This is a genomic window from Olsenella profusa DSM 13989 (assembly GCF_030811115.1).
GTDB lineage: Bacteria > Actinomycetota > Coriobacteriia > Coriobacteriales > Atopobiaceae > Olsenella_F > Olsenella_F profusa.
Map to the genome: position 1 here is coordinate 1,641,441 of NZ_JAUSQK010000001.1, position 14,200 is coordinate 1,655,640.

Genomic DNA, 14,200 nt, shown 5'->3' on the forward strand with positions numbered 1-14,200 from the left:
GTGACTCTGATAGTAATGTCCCTCTCGTCCCTGCTCGCCCTTGCGGGTTGCCAGACTCCCGAGGGCTACGGCCCGCGCTCCACGATGTCCGTCGAGGACGCGAGCGCCGACCGCCTCGAGCAGTTCTCGCGGCTCGTCGCCGGCTCCGACGCGGCCGGCCTCGACGCCGAGTTCTCCGACGCCGCGCGGGAGAACTCGGCGGGCCTCTCCGACAGGGTCGCCGACCTCATGTCCGTTCTCGGCGGCGGCACTGTCAGCAATGGCGAGTTCTATATGAGCGTCGGGACGCTCGCGGGCGGGGAGATATACGTCGTGAGCTCCGCCACGGTGACGGCGCCGGACGGCTCGGTGTGGCAGCTGCACGTCACCGACTGCACGCTGAACCGCGACGACCCCTCAGAGCTCGGCATCAAGGCCATCGAAGTCATACCGGACTCGGGTCATGACGCCCCCCAGGGATTCGGGTGGTTCAACGAGTCGAGCGGCGCCATCCGCTACGGCGTGCGCCTCATCACGAGCTGGGACGGCTGGGACCCCCACACCAGCCCCTACAGCCCCGACTGGTAGGCCATACCATGCATGCCGTCATCCACCGCAGGCACCTCCTGGTTACCGTGGCCCTCTCGTCCCTGCTTGCCCTTGCGGGCTGCAGGGCGTCCGAGGGCTACGGCCCGCGCTCCACGATGTCCGACGCGGACGCGTCGGCGGCTTGCCTGGACGAACTGTCCTCCCTCGTCGTAAACTCCGACGCCGACGGCCTCGTGGCGGCCTTCTCCGAGGAGGCACGCTCAGCCGATTCCGACTTGGCAGCTAAGGCGACTGAGGTGATGTCGCTCATGGGCGGGGGCACCTTGGGCGATGGGGACTTCTGGTCGAGCCAGGGTAATGTGCGCACGGGGAGCATCTACATTATCAGCACGGCTACCGTGACGGCGCCGGATGGCACAAGGTGGCAGATGCACGTTACCGACTGCACCTTGAACCGCGATGACCCCTCGAAGGTCGGTCTGAAGTCCATCGAGGTTATACCGAACTCGGACTGGGATGCGCCTAAGGGGTTCGGTTGGTACAACGAAAGCGATGACTTCCCCGCCGGCATCCGCCTCATCACGAGCTGGGAGGGCTGGGACCCCCACACCAGCCCGTACGATCCCAACTGGTAGGAAGCCCTGTTCGTCAGGGGCAACGGAGCGAAGCATGGTACAGTCTAGCCATACGGGAGGGCTGTTCCTGATGCGCGACGAGAGGAGAGCGTGATGTCATCTTCGACCATAGCATCAAGTGTGGACGCAGCCGGGGCAGCCGCTGATAGCCTCAAGGCTGGGCTTGACGCCTACCATTCGTTCAAGCTCGGGTCTGCGACGGGCGTCGCGGACGGCACCCCGCCAACCACCCATGACTCGATCTCCGATGCGGCATCCTCGTACTGCACGGCCTATGCCAGCGCGATGGAACGTGATGCGGAGGCATTCAGGCAGGTGGGCATCTCGCTCAACGAGGCGGACGCTATGGCCGCCTCAGACATACAGAACGCCTCATGACGGCATACGATGCCTGGGATGGCGGGAGTTTCCACTCCCAGGGACCAACGTCACAGGCGGAGCCCAGGTTATCAGCCTCGATCGACAGGCGGCTGATGCGTCTGGAGGATGAGGAGTACTCCCTGAGGGGCAGGATACGGACCCTAGAGGACACCATGGAAGACGTCGATGCCTCGGTGAGGGCGGTTGCCGACAGGGCCTATGCCGGCGAGGACATGGGGCTGGACGCCTGGGGCGTGGACGAGATACAGCGCCTGCGCGCCTCCATCCTCGCGCACTGTGACGAACAGCGGGAGCTGTCCTACCAATGGCTGCGCACCATCGACCATGAGCGCGAGACCCTGTACGACCAAAGGCGCACCGCCTGTCTGCGGGAGCGCCCCTGAGACGCCCCCCGTCCACCTTGCTAGTCCGTGGATCTCGAGAGGAAGGCCTGCGTGCGCTCGTCCTGCGGGTGCTCGATGACCTGCTCGGGCGTGCCCTGCTCCACGATCTGCCCGTCGATGAGGAAGCACACGCGGTCGGACACCTCGCGTGCGAAGCCCATCTCGTGCGTCACGATGCCCACGGCCATGCCGTCCGCCGCAAGCTCGCGGATGAGGGCGTGCATGTCCTCTGTGAGCTTGGGGTCGAGTGCCGAGGTGGCCTCGTCGAAGTAGATGATCTGCGGACTCATGCAGAGGGCGCGCGCGATGGCGACGCGCTGCTGCTGGCCGCCCGAGAGCTGGTCGGGAACCTTGTCCGCATGCTCCGTGAGACCCAGGCGCTCGAGCAGCCGACGTGCCTGGTCCTCCACCTCCTCCTGGGGGCGTCCCTGTACGGTGACGGGAGCATCCATGACGTTGCGCAGCACCGTCCAATGGGGGAAGAGGTTGAAGCTCTGGAAGACGATGCCAAAGCGCATGCGCGCGTCGCGCATGGCGGCCTTGCTGTAGACGGCCCTGCCGCTCGCCTCTCCCTCGGGTTGCGCCACCGTGATGCTGCCATAGGTGAGCTGCCCCTCGTCAAAGCGGTCGAGCAGGGTGAGGCAGCGCAGCAGCGTGGACTTGCCGGCACCGGAGGGGCCGATGATGGACACCACCTCGCCCTTGTCGATGAGCAGGTCGATGCCTGTGAGCACCTCCCTCTCGCCGAACGACTTTCGTGCCTTGCGCAGGTAGACGGCGGGAAGTCCCATGAAGGTGGCGTAGCTCGTGTCGGGGCGCGGAAGGTTGAGCGGCGATTTGGCGTGCTTAGTCATGGTAGTAGCTCATTCTCTTCTCGATGAGGTACATGACGAGCTCGATGAGCAGACAGGTCACCCAGTAGATGACGGCGGCGATGGCGAAGGGCACCATGGAACGCTGTGACGAGACGAGAGCCTTGCTCTGGGCGAACATCTCGGCGATGCCGATGGAGAAGGCAAGTGACGTGTCCTTGACGAGGGTGACGATCTCGTTGCCCATGGCGGGGAGCACGCGCTTGACCACCTGGGGCAGGATGATGCGGAAGAAGGTCTGCCTCGGCGTGTAGCCAAGGACCTCTGCGGCCTCGTACTGTCCCGTGGGCATGCTCTGGATGCCGGAGCGATAGATCTCGGCAAAGTAGGCGGCATAGTTGATCACAAAGGCTATGAGCACGGCCGTGAGGATATAGCCGTTGCCCAGCTGCAGGCCCATCATGGTGGTGGGGATGAAGAACACCGCAAACATCTGCAGCATGAGCGGCGTGCCACGCAGCAGTGAGATGACGAGCCGGCAGACGAGCGAGAGGGGACGGAAGCGCGAGAGCCTGCCCACCGCGATGAGCACGCCCAGAGGGATGGATCCCACGAGGGTGACGGCAAAGATCTGGAGTGACGTGAGGTAGCTCGAGAGGAGCATGCCCAACATGGTGGAGAAGTCCACGAGCCCCCTCCTTGGGATGACGGGTCGCTTGAGGCGGGAATGGCGGGCTATGCCTTAGGGAGCACCCACAGGTCATACGAGATGCCCTGGTCGGCATACGTGTCACAGAGCTGCTTGACGGTACCGTCCGCATCGAGGGCCTGGAGGTCCCTCTCGACGGCGGCGGCCAGCGCCTTGCCGGTGTCCGTCTTGGCGAAGCCCACGCCAAAGTGCTCGGAGCTGAGGTACTCGTCCAGGATGCGATAGGAGTCCCCCTTGCCACCCATGTTGTACAGGGCCACGGGGTAGTCCACGGCGATGGCATCCACGGAGCCGTTGTCCAGCATCATGAAGGCAGTGTTGTACTCGCCGATGGTCTGGAGCTGGGCGAACGAGGCGCCGAGCTCCGCCTGAGCCCCATCGGTGGTGAGCAGGTCGTAGGCGGCGGAGTCAGCCTGGGTGATGACGTTCCTTCCGGCGAGGTCCGAGAGGGCGTCGATGTCGGAGTCGGCACGCACCACGATGACCTGGCGATTCTCCATATAGGGGTCCGTGAAGGTGTAGCCGTCCTCGCGTCCCTCGATGGTGAAGCCGTTCCAGATGCAGGTGATCTGTCCGCCGCTGAGCAGGGCGTCCTTGGCATCCCAGGAAATGGCGCTGGGCGTGTAGGTCCATCCCTCCCTCTGGCAGACCGCCTGGGCGAGGTTGAGGTCGAAGCCCGTGTACTGCCCATCGTCCCCCACGTAGCCATAGGGTGGGAAGTCCTGGTCGAAGCCGACGATGAAGGTGCCGTCGAAGCCGTCGACACTGGAGGAGCCCGTCGTGTTGGCCTGCTGGGCGCCGCCGCAGGCCGTGAGGCTCATGAGGGCTGGGGCGACAGCGGCGAGTGCGGACGCCTTGACGAGCTGCCTGCGGCTCAGGATGCGAATGGACACGGTCGTCTCCCTTGGTTGTCGTGCTCGATGGTGGCGTGGTCCGGCATGATGACGGGCCGGATGCTTTAGCGCGCTACAGTGAGGGTAGACGGTACGTGCTGACCCATCAAGGCCCCTGGGGTTACGTGTTGATTTCCCCGCAGGTGGATGAGGTGTCCTCCACAAACAGGACGAGCGTGCGCCAGCCCTGTCCCGGGAGGTTCGAGCTGCAGGTGACGAGCGTGAGGCAGCGCGTCGCACCGCGCGCCACGCGCTCCCAGTCCGGCACCGCGGCAGAGGACCGCTGCGCGATGTCGTAAAGCCATGTCCTCAGGTGGTCCAGATCCTGCCAGGAGAAGACCTGTATGGGAGCATAGTCCTCGCGTACGCGCAGCGCGCACAGCGGCATGAAGTGGCGGGCTCGTGCGCTCGGCTCGTACCAGTCTGCCCCCGAGGCACAGAGGCGTTCGAACTCCCCCTGCCGCCAGCAATGATAGAGCGGAGAGAACATGCCGCCCGTGACCCCCAGGTGATGGCCATAGACCAGGAGGTGCTGGGGGCATTCCGTTGTGGCCTCCCAACAGCGCCAGTCGATGAACGGCGTTCCTGCGGGAGAGTCCTTGCCGTTGATGTCGTGTGAGAGGTAGTAGGTGGGATCGCCCTGTCCTCCCTGGGCAACGGGGAGACTCATGCCTGCCGAGTCCACGGTGAGCCAGGCCTGTGCGCCTGGTGCAATCTGAGGCATCCGCCCCAGGTTAATGGAGCCGTCGGGTTCCCTCACGGCGTCCTGCATACGCTCGATTGCCGTGAGCGCCCCGAGGCTCTCGAAGAGCATGCCGCATCCCACCAGGGCGCAGCATGCTCCCAGACACATGATCAGTACGAGTGCGGTGCGTCGGCGGCCCACGCTAGCGTTCACCCCAGCGCCCTCCACGAACGTCCATCAGGAGTCGATGCCCGCGACGGGGCGCAACATGGGTGCGCTGCGTGTTCACGTGGGCAAGCCGTGCGCCGGCCACGGCGAGCACCGCGCACCCGATGCCGATGAGGGCGATGCCCCGAGGCGTCACGCCCGTCTGGGGAAGGATGCCCGCGGGGGTCGTCGGCTGCTCGCGTACCCGCACCGACTGTCCCTCGTCATCGATGTCCGCGTGCGCCGCCACCTCCGTGTCGTCCTGCGAGAGCGAGAGGTTCTCGTACACGACCACGCGTGATCCCTGTTTGAGGGAGGAGCCATCAAACGTGAACGTGACATCGACGCTGCCCGTGTGCTCCATGGGTGTGAAGTCCGTGCTGGCATGGACCTCGTTTCCCTGGGCATCCGTGAGGGGCGCTCCCGTGGAGGCGTCCATGAGCGTTCCGTCGAGATGATAGGCCGTGCCCGGAGTGAGGCCGCGATAGCTGACGGTGTCCGTGATGGTGACGGATGCCAGCGGGTCGATCACCTTGCCACCATCTGTCGCGATGGCTTCGGTCTCTATGTGGGGAGCCTCCTCGTCCGTGATGGAGCCAAGGTCGACGGCGGTGTTGTGGCCGCTTGCATCCGGTTTGACATCGATTGTGAAGGTGACGAGCTGGTACCCCTCGTTTGATGACGCGGGCAGCTCCTGCACCGTGTAGCTGCCGTAGGGGAGGGCGGCAAGCCCCTCCCTCTCTGTGTCCGGGGCGTTCGCGTCGCCTGCAAACCAGAGGCCCCGCATGCCATCGAGCCTGTTTTCGTCCAGGGACAGCTGTGAGAGGTCGGCAACGACGTTCCCCTGGTCGTCCGTCGAGTACGTGAGGCCTGACACCGCCTCGTCATTGGCGTTGTCGCGCGTACCCTGGGCAAAGGTGGCGCTGTCAAACTGGCCCTTGGCGTCGGTCACGATGACATGCGACTCGGACGTCCCACCGTCCGGCCATGCCTGCGCGGTGATGAGGAAGGGGACGTTCGCAAGTGGCGCCTGACTGTCTGCTGCAACCTTCTGGAAGCGCAGGTCCTGCCGCGCCACCTGATCGACGCAGGTGACGTCGGTCGTCGCCGTGCCCGTTGGGGTGCCGACGAGACGAAAGGTCGCCGTACCCCCATCCTGCACGACCTCGGCCTGGATGGGCTCATCGAGCATGAGGTAGCCCTCGGGAGCCTTGGTCTCTCGGATGGTGTAGGTGCCGAGAGGGAGTATGCAGGCTCCCGAGTCGTCCCGGTAGGGCTCCCCCCTCATCAGGCTGTCCGCATCCGTGAGGTCCGCTATGCCCTCCTTGTTGGTGTGCATCACCCACGTGCGCAGGGGCGCGTCGCCTGCGCCTGTGGTACCGTGGTACTCGATGGTGAATTCTGCGCCGTCGAGGCGTGCGCCACCCAGGGGCAGCGCGGCGTCCGTCTCGGCGTCATGCTTGTGTATGCGCAGAGCCCCCGTGGCATACAGGGGCGCGTCTGTCACACCCTGCCTGCCGTTGACCAGGGTCGTTGCATCCTCCGTGACATCGACGGCATAGGTGGTGCCGTCCTCGTGGTAGCCGGTCGGCGCCTTTGTCTCGCGCACGTAGTAGCGTCCCGGGGCCAAGGTTGCCTCGTCGCTGACGCCATGGGCGTCAAGGACGAGTGTGGCCACCTGCTGTGCGCAGCCCTCGTCACGATAGATGCCATATTCGGCATCCTTGACGCTGTAGCTGGCGTTGTCATCCGTGAGGGCTGGCAGTGCGGAAGCCTTGACGAGACGGAGCGTGCCGTTGCGAACCGTCCAGAACTGCGCGCTCTCCTGCGTGCCGTCCGTCTTGGCAAAGCGAATGCCATAGGTGGAGACCGGATCATTCATGTGGTCACTCACGTAGTCGTTGACCTCGTCATAGGAAAGCGAGAGTCCAAAGCGCTGGGGGAGCAGCGTGTCCATGTAGGAGCGCAGCGAGGTCTTACCGTCGTCTCCCACATGGTCTGGTCCGTCCGAGACGCAACATACCCACGCCTGGGTGTAGCGTCGGCTGGCGTAGTCCCATATCTTGTCTGCCCCCAGTGCCTGGTCGATGTACGAGATGCCCAGTGCGGCGCGGCGCACGTCCCTGGTGGTCCAGGTGCCACCGCCATTCTTGGGCGATCCTTCGAGGGGCACGCCCGTTGCCGTGCCCTGGAGATGCTTGGAGTCGGGTTCGATGCACCAGGCGCGCCACCCCACCTCCTCCACGCGTCCCGTAGTTGCGTTTCCCGCATCGTCGCTCGTCAAGGTGTAGGTGCGGCCATAGTAGCCGCCCGAGACAAAGGGGTTGTTGGGGTCTTCCGCCTCGCTGGCACGGGCGATGGTGGCACCCAGTGCCAGCACGCCAAGCAGGATGAGCAGCGACATGGCCAGAATTGCCACTGCCTTCATACGGTCCGTCCGTGGTCGTGTGACTCGTGTTGTTCGCATCTCGTGCCCCTTCTCGCGATGTGGAGGTTGCCGTATGGGCAGCCATGGCGTGGGGAGCATTGTTGGCCCCGCAGGGGGTCCAGGGGAAGAGAATCCCTGTGGTTATCAGTGAGCTGCGGGCGTCGTTCTTGCAGATAGCAAGTGACTTGCAGCTGTCTGCGGCGTGAGATGGGCCAGTTGGCATGGTTGCGCGGCACGTGGCATGCCCCGTGCCCCATGCATGCGTTGCAAGAAATTTGAGAATGACCCTTGCATAGTGCGGGTGGATTGGGCATCATAGTCAAACGCGTTACGAGGTGGGCGTATGGTGGGTGTAGCTCAGTTGGCAGAGCGACGGACCGTGGCTCCGTAGGTCGAGGGTTCGAGCCCCTCTACCCACCCCATTTCAACGTCGACGGGTCGTTAGCTCAGATGGCAGAGCAGGGGACTCTTAATCCCAAGGTCGAGGGTTCGACCCCCTCACGACCCACCATCGCATCTTCGAGGCCGGACGGTGTAGTCTGGCCTTTTCCCTTTTTGTGGCATGCCTTGCCGTTAGGTCTGCGTCCGCCGACAGAATTTATCGGATCTCGGTTCCCTCCAGCATCCAAAGGTCGGTGCGCAAAGGGTTATAGTGGAACTGCACAAAAAGGCACATGTGCATGTACTGTCTCATGTCTGGGGGGAGCGGCGCAATGATTAGCTTTGTCGTATGCCTCGTGGTGCTTGTCGTGGGGTACTTCACCTATGGTAGGTTTGTGGACAACGTGCTTGGTCCCGATGATCGAGACACGCCTGCCGTCACGATCAACGATGGTGTCGATTACGTCGTCATGCCGCAGTGGAAGCTCTTCTTGGTCGAGCTCCTCAACATCGCGGGCCTGGGACCGATCTTCGGTGCCATGCAGGGCGCGCTGTGGGGTCCCATCGTGTTCCTTTGGATCACCTTTGGCACGCTCTTTGCCGGCGGCGTCCACGACTACATATCCGGCATGCTCTCCGAGCGCAACAACGGCCAGTCGATCTCCGAGGTGACGGGCACGTACCTCGGTCTCACCATGAAGAACATCATGCGCGTCTTCTCGGTCGTGCTGCTGGTCATGGTCGGCACGGTCTTCGCGGTCGGGCCCGCCGGTCTGCTCGTCGAGATGGTCGATCCCCAGGGCACGGGCGCCGCTGGTGCGTTCTCCGCCACCACCACCTGGCTTGCCATCATCCTCGCCTACTACTTCGTTGCGACCTTCATCTCCATCGACAAGATCATCGGCAGGATCTACCCGGCGTTCGGCATCTGCCTGATCCTGATGGCCATCGGCGTTGCCATTGGCATGCCCCTCAATGGCTACGCGACTCCCGAGATCTGGGATCACCTCTACAGCATGCATCCAGAGGCCACGCCGGTCTGGTCCTTCATGTTCATAACGGTCGCCTGTGGCGCCATCTCGGGATTCCACTCCACGCAGGCCCCGCTGATGGCACGCTGCATGAAGAGCGAACGTCAAGGCCGCTTCGTGTTCTACGGCGCCATGGTGGCCGAGGGCGTCATCGCCTTGGTGTGGGCGGCGGCGGGATGCTCGCTCTACGAGGTGACTGGCGGTCTCAACATGGGCCTCGCCGAGGTGCTCAAGAGCGGCCAGTCCGCAGCCATCTACGACGTCTGCATCAGGACCATGGGCAGCGTCGGTGTCATCCTAGCCATGCTCGGCGTCGTGGTGTGCCCCATCACCTCCGGCGACACGGCCTTCAGGAGCGCGAGGCTCACGCTTGCCGACTGGCTCAAGCTCGACCAGGAGAGGATGGTCGACCGTCTGAAGCTCTGCATCCCCGTCCTGGGCGTAGGGGCGTTCCTCGGCTTTGGCAACACGCTGGGGTTCCTCTCCTACACCGTCATCTGGCGCTACTTCTCCTGGACGAATCAGACGCTAGCTATGATCGTCCTGTGGGCCGGAGCGGTGTACCTCCTCAAGGAGAGGAAGAACTTCTGGATCTGCGTGGTCCCTGCGATCTTCATGAGCGCGGTCTCCGCAACATACTTTTGCATGGCTCCCGAGTGCCTGGGCATGATTCCTGCGCTGGCGAACAACACGGCGGTTGCCTATCCGGTCGGCGTCATCGTCGCACTTCTCTTCTTCGGGCTGTTCTGGAGAGCGACGCACAAGCGTGAGGCGACTGTGGCATAGGCATGCTCAGACGTGGGAGCGTCCGGGGCCAAGGAGGCAGGGCCCAGGCAACGGCATAGGCTAGGCGGGGCGGTCCATGTTCACGGAGGCATGGTCCGCCCCGTTTCTTCATAAAGGTACGTGGCAGTTGGACGTGGAGGGACGCGAGGCATGATGCTAGGTGCGCCCAAGGCACTGGGACATACGACGCTGGACCCACAGACGCTGGCAGAGGACCTCAGGGGGTGCCAGAAGGTCGGCCCCTGTGGCATCGGGCATCGGGCCCTCTACCTGAACAGCTTCTATTTCAGCAGACGCTACTACGTTCCCTTCGAGGACCTGCGGAGGTGCTTCAAGCGTATCGCGATGAGCAGGGGCGGCTTCTCGGGCAAGGGGATATTTGGCTCCCTGCCCTACCTGGTCGTGGAGCTCTCGGACGGGCGCGAGAAGCAGTGCAACTTCAAGCACGAGGATCAGGTGGACAGGTTCCTCGCGATCATGCAGGAGAGGCATCCCAAGATTCCCGTGCACTCCAAGGACGCCGAGAGGAGGCTGCGGGAGGCTGAACGGGAGGAGGAGGCCCGTTATGTCAGGCATCTCTCGGCCGAGGCGAGCGCTGCGGTGGATGACCTGAGACGTGCCAAACGCTTCCTTGACCAGAGACCTGAGATTGGCGAGCATCTCTCTGCCGCGGCGAGGAGGAAGCGCTCCGTGGATGGCGTGAAGCGGTCGAACATGGTCCTTGCCCTCTCGATTCTCATCGGAGCGCTCGTTGCGGTCACGGCCGGCATCCTCGGCCTCGTGTCGGGCGACCGCGGCTGGTCCGTCTACCTCCTGCTGTTTGGCGTCGCCTTTGCGCTCTTTACGTTGGCGTCAGGGGTGGTGCCCACCGTGCGGCACAACAGGAGGACCGTGCAGGCCGAGTGGGACAAGGCGGTGGCCGAGGCCCGGGAATACGTCAGTGGCTACCCCTCGTTTCCGCTTCCCGTGGCCTACGCCCATCCCATCGTGCTCGAGCGCATGATACGCATCATTCGCGAGGGCAGGGCCAGGGACGTCGGGGAGGCGTTCGAGGCGATGAAGCAGGAGCTGAGGCGGCTCGACCACACGCAGACGGTGACCCAGCGGGAATACGACGAGATCGTGGCGGTGAAGCCGATGTTCATGGTCATGGGCTACCATTAGGCTGCTTCAGAGGGGTGAGCGTATGCGCAAGATACTCGAATTCTTGCAGTCTGAGGGAGTCCAGGGCGAGCTTCTCGATGGCATCAGGGCATTTCGCCAGGAGGGGGACGTCTCCGAGGAGCTGGCGGGTCGTGTCCCCCGCCTGGGCCAGTACTACCTGGGAACGGAGGTGTGGGAGCGTGCGATAGCGGCCGTCCTCTGTGGCAAGAACCTCTTGCTTGCCGGCCCCAAGGCGACGGGAAAGAACGTGCTGGCGGAGAGCCTCGCCCAGGCCTTCGGTAGGCCGGTGTGGAACATCTCCTTCCACATCGGGGCGGATGCCGCCTCTCTCGTGGGCACGGACACGTACGACGGCCAGCGCGTGGTGTTTCGTCCCGGCCCCGTGACACTGTGCGCGCGGCACGGGGGCTTTGGCGTGTTCGATGAGATCAACATGGCCCGTAACGAGGCCATGGCGGTGCTGCACTCCGTTCTGGACTTCAGGAGGGTTCTGGACGTCCCGGGCTACGACATGGTCAGGCTCGATCCGCGCGCGCGCTTCATCGCGACCATGAACTACGACTACGCCGGCACCCGGGAGCTCAACGAGGCCCTGGCCTCGCGCTTCGTGGTGCTGGACATGCCCCTCATCTCCGAGGGTGACCTCGACCGCCTCTTCGGGGAGGGCTTCCCCGACCTGAGGCCTGAGGCGCGCTCGCAGTTCGTTGCGCTCTTCTTCGAACTCGATCGCAAGGCGACGAGCGCCGAGGTGTCGGGAAAGGCGGCGGACCTGAGGGGGCTTTTGGACGCCGTGGACCTGATGCGCCGTGGTGTCACGGCAGGCACGGCCCTCGCCATGTGCATCTCGAACAAGACCTTCGATCCCTACGAGAGGGGGCTCGTCCAAGACGTCATTGACGCCAGGATAGACCCCACGCAACGGGGCGCAGACCTGTTCGCATAGATGGGGGATGTCCCGCGCAGGAACCAGCGGCCAGCGGGCCGTGACCCGTCCTTTCCCTGAGGAAAAGCGATGATCAAGAAGCACTATGCCGGCATGCAGCGTCGGGCGGAGAACATCATATGGAACGCCGCGGGAAGCTACGACTTCGACCCACCCTTCATGGCCTTTCTCGAGAACGGGCGTCCCGACCTGTACTTCGACATGGTCATCGGCCTCTGCGTCCGCTGGCTCGACATCGATCGCCTGACGGCGTTCCTTAACGTCGTGGTCGGGCTTCGCCGTGGCAACGAGCTCTGTGACATGTTCTGGCTTGGGATTGAGAACTGCGTCTACGAGAAGGAGCTTGCCAGCCGCCCGGTTCTCTCGGACCTTCGCGCACGCAGGGCGCAGGAGTTCTTCAAGGGCAGGCAGACGCTGTCCAGGCAGCAGATGATGCTGCAGTCCATGGCCGTCTACAACCAGCAGCAGGCCAGATGGGCGCATGTCCTGGGAAGGAGGGGCGAGCATCTCTCGCCCCGTGAGCAGGCCCTTGCCAAGGCGTTGGAGTTTTCGGGGTCCCTGGACACGGACGCGGCGATTGCCTCCATGACGCGGGTACTGAGGGAGTACTTCCACTGTACGGTCTCCCCCGAGGGGACCGGGTTCCTGCACCAGAGCAGGGTGCGGGGCCTGCGCAGCCGGCTTCTCAAGGGCCTGCTGCGTCGGGAGACGCAGGTGACGGACACGCTGATCGTTCGCAGTGGCACCAGCGAGGGGGATGTCGGGGGAAGCGCCCAGCTGGCACATCCGGCGGGGGCGAGGAGCCTGCGCCGGATGGAGGCAGATCTCGCCTACGTCAGGCAGACGCTCGGCGAGCGTGCGATTCCGGAACTGGATCTGAGAAGGCTGGAGAACGAGCTCTGCGTCGGCGTGAACGGGGAGTGCCGGCTGTGGGTGACCAAGGGGGTCACCATGGCGCATGGGGTCGAGGGGAGCCTGAATCGTGCCGGGGACGACAGGGACAAGGCCCTCGGTGCCAGCGACAGGCGCGACAGGGAGCGGGTTCTCAGGGATTGCCTCCGGCAGTCCGATCGCAACCATGCATGGGTAAACGCGCACAAGGTCCTGCTCTCCTCCTCCATCAAGAGGCTCTCGGCACGGCTTGACGAGGTGCTCTCCAGTGCCGAGCGGGCTCTGCCCGAGAGGGGGCGAAGAGGGGCGCTTGACGCCCCGGTGGCGTGGAGGCTGCCAGTTCTGGGAGACACCAAGGTGTTCCTGCGCACCGGTGAGGAGACGGAGCGTTCCGTCACCGTTGACCTTCTGCTCGATGCCTCGGCATCGAGGCTGAACTATCAGGAGCAACTGGCCGCAGAGGCCTATGTCATCGCCAAGAGCTTCTCCTCCTGTCGGGTGCCGGTCCAGGTCGAGACCTTCCGGTCGATTCGCGGCTACACGGTCCTGCAGGTCCTGAAGGACCGCGACAGCAAGGACTGTGATCGCATCTTCGACTACTTCGCTGGCGGCTGGAACCGAGACGGGCTTGGGCTGCGCCTGGCAGGCAGCCTCCTTCCGCATGAGGATGACGCGGCGCTTCGCCTGCTGCTGGTGTTGACGGACGCCTCCCCCAATGACTCTGTGGGCATGGCATCCGATGGAAGCTCCATCCTCGCGCGGGGCTACCAGGGAAGGGCCGCGGTCCTGGATGCCAAGGACGCCGTGGGGGAGCTGCGCGACCAGGGCGTCAGGGTGGCGGCTGTGTTTTTGGGGCCGACCCTGTACCTGGAGAGCCTGCATACCATATACGAAAGGCAGTGCGTTAGGATTCACAGGATAGAGCAGCTGGACGAGGCCGTCAGCGACCTCATGGAGCTGGTTCTGAGGGATGAGCGGAGATGAGGGGCATGCCCTTTGGCGCGGGTCGCAAGGTCACGATCTACAAGACGCACGACATGCTGGAAAGGGACCTGTTCGCGAAGAAGCTCGCACAGGCTGGGATCTGGCACCAGACGAGAAGCTCCGAGATGGCCAGGAACACGGCGAGCTTTGGCAGCAACTTCGTGGACGTCCAGCGCTTTGCGGGAGACAGGGCGGCGGACAACCGCCTCTACTGCATCGATGTCCGCTCCAGGGACGAGGGGCGGGCGAAGGACCTGTTGGGCCCTCGGTGCAGGGTCATGGAGACGGGCCTGATCTGACGGTTGTCCGGGGTTCACGGTTCTGTCGGCGCCTGGCATATGCTCCGGTGACTGCGTGTC

14 protein-coding genes and 2 tRNA genes are annotated in these 14,200 nt (G+C 64.2%); 11 read left to right on the forward strand and 5 right to left on the reverse strand.

The features are described 5' to 3' along the window. From J2S71_RS07535 to J2S71_RS07550, 4 genes are all read left to right on the forward strand, one after another. Positions 1 to 567 (forward strand): hypothetical protein, encoded by a 567-nt coding sequence (locus tag J2S71_RS07535; protein ID WP_307390380.1) that lies wholly within the window; start codon positions 1 to 3, stop codon positions 565 to 567. Between the two features lie 8 nt (positions 568 to 575). After that, entirely contained in the window at positions 576 to 1,163 is a 588-nt protein-coding gene (locus tag J2S71_RS07540; RefSeq protein ID WP_307390382.1) for a DUF5104 domain-containing protein, read from the forward strand. A gap of 93 nt (positions 1,164 to 1,256) precedes the next feature. Beyond that, positions 1,257 to 1,541, forward strand: a complete 285-nt coding sequence (locus tag J2S71_RS07545; protein WP_307390384.1) for a hypothetical protein — start codon at positions 1,257 to 1,259, stop codon at positions 1,539 to 1,541. Then, entirely contained in the window at positions 1,538 to 1,927 is a 390-nt protein-coding gene (locus J2S71_RS07550) for a hypothetical protein (RefSeq protein WP_307390387.1), read from the forward strand. The genes J2S71_RS07545 and J2S71_RS07550 overlap by 4 nt, the downstream gene beginning before the upstream one ends. A 20-nt stretch (positions 1,928 to 1,947) precedes the next feature. On the opposite strand, the gene J2S71_RS07555 is transcribed toward J2S71_RS07550, so the two are convergent. From J2S71_RS07555 to J2S71_RS07575, 5 genes are all read right to left on the reverse strand, one after another. Then, positions 1,948 to 2,781, reverse strand: a complete 834-nt coding sequence (locus tag J2S71_RS07555) for an amino acid ABC transporter ATP-binding protein (protein WP_307390390.1) — start codon at positions 2,779 to 2,781, stop codon at positions 1,948 to 1,950. Then, positions 2,774 to 3,427, reverse strand: a complete 654-nt coding sequence (locus J2S71_RS07560) for an amino acid ABC transporter permease (protein ID WP_021726429.1) — start codon at positions 3,425 to 3,427, stop codon at positions 2,774 to 2,776. The genes J2S71_RS07555 and J2S71_RS07560 overlap by 8 nt, the downstream gene beginning before the upstream one ends. A gap of 47 nt (positions 3,428 to 3,474) precedes the next feature. Further along, positions 3,475 to 4,341, reverse strand: a complete 867-nt coding sequence (locus J2S71_RS07565; protein WP_307390393.1) for a transporter substrate-binding domain-containing protein — start codon at positions 4,339 to 4,341, stop codon at positions 3,475 to 3,477. A 121-nt stretch (positions 4,342 to 4,462) separates the two neighbouring features. Further along, a complete protein-coding gene (locus J2S71_RS07570; protein WP_307390395.1) occupies positions 4,463 to 5,155 on the reverse strand; it encodes a class B sortase in 693 nt (230 codons plus the stop codon). A gap of 73 nt (positions 5,156 to 5,228) precedes the next feature. Further along, on the reverse strand, positions 5,229 to 7,661 hold the full coding sequence (locus J2S71_RS07575; protein WP_307390398.1) for a VaFE repeat-containing surface-anchored protein: 2,433 nt from the start codon (positions 7,659 to 7,661) through the stop codon (positions 5,229 to 5,231). Positions 7,662 to 8,007: 346 nt separating this feature from the next. Here J2S71_RS07575 and J2S71_RS07580 point away from each other — a divergent pair. From J2S71_RS07580 to J2S71_RS07610, 7 genes are all read left to right on the forward strand, one after another. After that, positions 8,008 to 8,083: transfer RNA gene (locus tag J2S71_RS07580), tRNA-His, on the forward strand. Between the two features lie 13 nt (positions 8,084 to 8,096). After that, positions 8,097 to 8,172 (forward strand) — tRNA-Lys (locus J2S71_RS07585). A gap of 202 nt (positions 8,173 to 8,374) precedes the next feature. Continuing rightward, on the forward strand, positions 8,375 to 9,859 hold the full coding sequence (locus J2S71_RS07590) for a carbon starvation CstA family protein (protein WP_040651874.1): 1,485 nt from the start codon (positions 8,375 to 8,377) through the stop codon (positions 9,857 to 9,859). Between the two features lie 150 nt (positions 9,860 to 10,009). After that, a complete protein-coding gene (locus J2S71_RS07595) occupies positions 10,010 to 11,023 on the forward strand; it encodes a hypothetical protein (protein WP_307390400.1) in 1,014 nt (337 codons plus the stop codon). A 22-nt stretch (positions 11,024 to 11,045) separates the two neighbouring features. Further along, positions 11,046 to 11,966, forward strand: a complete 921-nt coding sequence (locus tag J2S71_RS07600) for an AAA family ATPase (protein ID WP_307390402.1) — start codon at positions 11,046 to 11,048, stop codon at positions 11,964 to 11,966. 69 nt (positions 11,967 to 12,035) lie between these two features. Continuing rightward, positions 12,036 to 13,841, forward strand: coding sequence for a hypothetical protein (locus J2S71_RS07605; protein ID WP_307390404.1), 1,806 nt, complete (start codon positions 12,036 to 12,038; stop codon positions 13,839 to 13,841). Then, positions 13,838 to 14,140: a hypothetical protein gene (locus J2S71_RS07610; RefSeq protein WP_307390406.1), complete on the forward strand. Its 303-nt coding sequence runs from the start codon at positions 13,838 to 13,840 to the stop codon at positions 14,138 to 14,140. The genes J2S71_RS07605 and J2S71_RS07610 overlap by 4 nt, the downstream gene beginning before the upstream one ends. The last annotated feature ends 60 nt before the right edge of the window (positions 14,141 to 14,200 follow it).